This is a genomic window from Kitasatospora sp. NPDC007106 (assembly GCF_040634455.1).
GTDB classification, from domain to species: domain Bacteria; phylum Actinomycetota; class Actinomycetes; order Streptomycetales; family Streptomycetaceae; genus Kitasatospora; species Kitasatospora arboriphila.
This window is the reverse complement of record NZ_JBEYFP010000777.1, coordinates 1-2,687: the sequence shown is the minus strand read 5'-3', so window position 1 is coordinate 2,687 and position 2,687 is coordinate 1. Positions and strand designations below refer to the sequence as shown.

Annotated in this window: 3 protein-coding genes; 1 reads left to right on the top strand and 2 read right to left on the bottom strand. The window is 75.4% G+C overall.

Annotated features, from left to right (window positions below):
• Window positions 1-941 (top strand): FAD-dependent monooxygenase (locus ABZ641_RS32210; RefSeq protein WP_359987568.1); only part of this gene is annotated, 941 nt, incomplete at its 5' end.
• 43 nt (window positions 942-984) lie between these two features.
• Here the strand turns inward: ABZ641_RS32210 and ABZ641_RS32205 are convergent.
• Both ABZ641_RS32205 and ABZ641_RS32200 read right to left on the bottom strand, forming a co-directional pair.
• Entirely contained in the window at window positions 985-2,241 is a 1,257-nt protein-coding gene (locus tag ABZ641_RS32205) for an SUKH-4 family immunity protein (RefSeq protein ID WP_359987565.1), read from the bottom strand.
• A gap of 97 nt (window positions 2,242-2,338) precedes the next feature.
• A partial coding sequence (locus tag ABZ641_RS32200; protein WP_359987563.1) for a hypothetical protein occupies window positions 2,339-2,687 on the bottom strand: 349 nt, incomplete at its 5' end.

Genomic DNA, 2,687 nt, shown 5'->3' with positions numbered 1-2,687 from the left:
GCCCAGAAGAGCTCGGGGTTCTCCTGCGCGCTGGCGTGCACCCGGCGGCCGTCGGCGGTGACCAGGTGCGCACGGACGGGACGGACCAGGCGGACCAGGCGGACCGGACGGACCAGGAGGACGCCTCCCGCGACTCCCCCGTCACCCGCGAGGAGATCGCCGAGGCGCTGCGGGCCGTGTACGGCGAGGAGACCGCGCTCGGCGCGGTGGACAACTCCTCGCGGTTCACCGACGCCACCCGGCAGTTGGAGCAGTACCGCACCGGGCGCGTCCTGTTCGCCGGAGACGCCGCGCACATCCACCCGCCGCTCGGCGCCCAGGGCCTCAACCTCGGTATCCAGGACGCCTTCAACCTCGGCTGGAAGCTCGCCGCCACCGTCCGGGGCCGCGCACCGCACGGCCTGCTGGACAGCTACCACGCCGAACGCCACCCGGTCGGTGCCCAGGTGCTGCACCACACCTCGGCGCAGCGCGTCCTCGCGGACCCGAACCCGAGCGAGGACGTGGCCGCCCTGCGCGACATCGTCACCGACCTGCTGCGCCTGCCCGACGCCAACCGCCACCTGGCCGGGCTGATGTCCGGCCTCTCCCTGCACTACCCGCCGCACTGCCTGCCGCAGGACGGCCACCCACGGCACCACCCGCTCACCGGCCGGCGCGTCCCGGACACCGAACTCACCCGCGCCACCGGCACCGTCCGGCTGTCGGCCCTGTTCGCCGCGGGGCACGCCGTCCTGCTCGACCTCGCCGGAGCCGTCCCGGCCGGTCTCCAGCTCCCGCCGCAGGTCGACCTCGTCCGCGCCACCTGCACCGACGGGCCCGCCGCGGCGGCCGTACTGATCCGCCCCGACGGCTACGTCCGCTGGGCCACGGACGGCACCCCCGCCGACGCGGACAGCCTGCTCGCCGCGATCGCCGAGCACCTCGTGCGGCTGCCCTGAGTTCGTGCGGGGCCTGCTGACGGTGCGGCGTCCGCGGGCGCCGTCAGGCGCCCAGGGAGTAGCAGTGGTCCTCCGTCTGCCCCAGCCACCACCAGTCGTCGTCCTCCGCGGCGGCCGCCGCCTCCGGGTCGATCCGCACGAGCGAGGAGCGGACGAAGGCGAGGAAGGCGTAGTGCTCGCCGAACCCGTCGTCGCCACGGGTCGCACGGCCCACCGAGAGGCAGAGCGCCCAGTCGCTCATCGCGAGGCAGGCGGCGAAGGCGGCGAGCGAGGTGTTGACCGTGTCGCCGTACGAGTCCACGACCCGGCCGGTGGCCAGGTCGAGCCGGAGGGCCGGCTCGCCGTGGACCTCGGCGATCACCAGGCGGCCGTCCGTGACGGTGAGTTCCTTCATCGCCCGGTCGGTGTCCAGCCAGCCCAGCGCCGAGATCCTGGGCAGTCCCAGCGTCGCCAGCGCCCGGGCCGACGCCGCGTCGCCGGTCGCCGCGGCGAGCTGCCCGGGATCGGCGAGCACCACGCCCCTGTAGTACGTCTGCACGTCCTCGGGCGTGAGCCGTGCGGCGTCCCACCAGGCGTCCCGGGGCAGCAGGTTGGGCGCGGTCTCCCGGTGGTGCGCGCCGGCGGCTGCGTCCTGACCGGTGAGCGCGGCCGTGGGTGTGGGTGCGGCTGCGGCTGCGGCCGGCGGGCCGAAGTCGAACAGTGCGGCGCCGCTGTAGCCCGCGATCAGCACCCGGTCCCCGGGCAGTACCCGGATGTCGTCGTCGTGGGCCACCGGGTAGAGCGCGTGGACGGAGGCCGCACCGGCGCGGGTGACGGTGACCTCGACCATCGAGTGGCACGGGTCACCGGTGTCCAGCGCCGAGGCCACTACGGCCGGCGGCCCCTCCTGTGCCGGTTCGTCCGGCGACGGCTCCCCGAGCGGGGCACCGTCCTCCAGGGCGTACCACCGGTAGCTGTGGTCGTAGCGCGACTGCAGGCAGACCTCGCTGCCACCCGCCCGGAAGCCGTGCAGCGCGACCGGGCCGGTCCAGCCCGGCGCGACGGCGCCGGTGTCCCACACCTCGATCGGCCGCCAGTGCGCCCACACCACCCGCCAGGGCATCGCGAGGCCGAGGCCGTCCAGCCAGTCGGCGAGCGCCCGGTCACCCCGCATCAGGGCCGCGAACCGCAGCCTCGCCGCCCACTCCTCCGGTCCGGCCCCGTCCTCCGTCCCGTAGACCCGGGCGACCTCGGACAACGCCTCCCCGTACTCCGCCACCTGCGCCGGAAACCCGTCCGGCCGCCATGCCGTCGTCCCCATGCCCCGCTCCCCCGCCCCCGTCGATGATCTTCGGCCATGAGCCTACGGCACCTCGCCGACAGCCCTCGGAGTCCGATCGGACGGCACCGGGCGGTCGTCAGTGCCCGGCGGAGGCTCCGGCACCGGGAGCGGTCGCAGCGGCGACGAGGCGGTGGATCTGGGCGTTCACCAGGTCGGCCCGCAGCGCCGGCGCGTTCGCGGTGTCGTCGACGGTGAGGAAGAGGGCGCGGTTGTCGCCGACCGCCGCGTAGAGGTAGACCCGGGTCACGCCCCCTGCGGAGGTCTGCGCGCCCGTGGCCGAGACGATCCGGAACCCAATGGCGGGTGCCTCCAGCCCCTCGGACCCGACCGCCTCGACCCGCACCTGCGGCCCGCTCGCCAGCCGGAAGCCGGTGCACCCACCGCCGTACACGGCGGAGGCGAGGGCGTCGAAGCGTTCCCTGCCC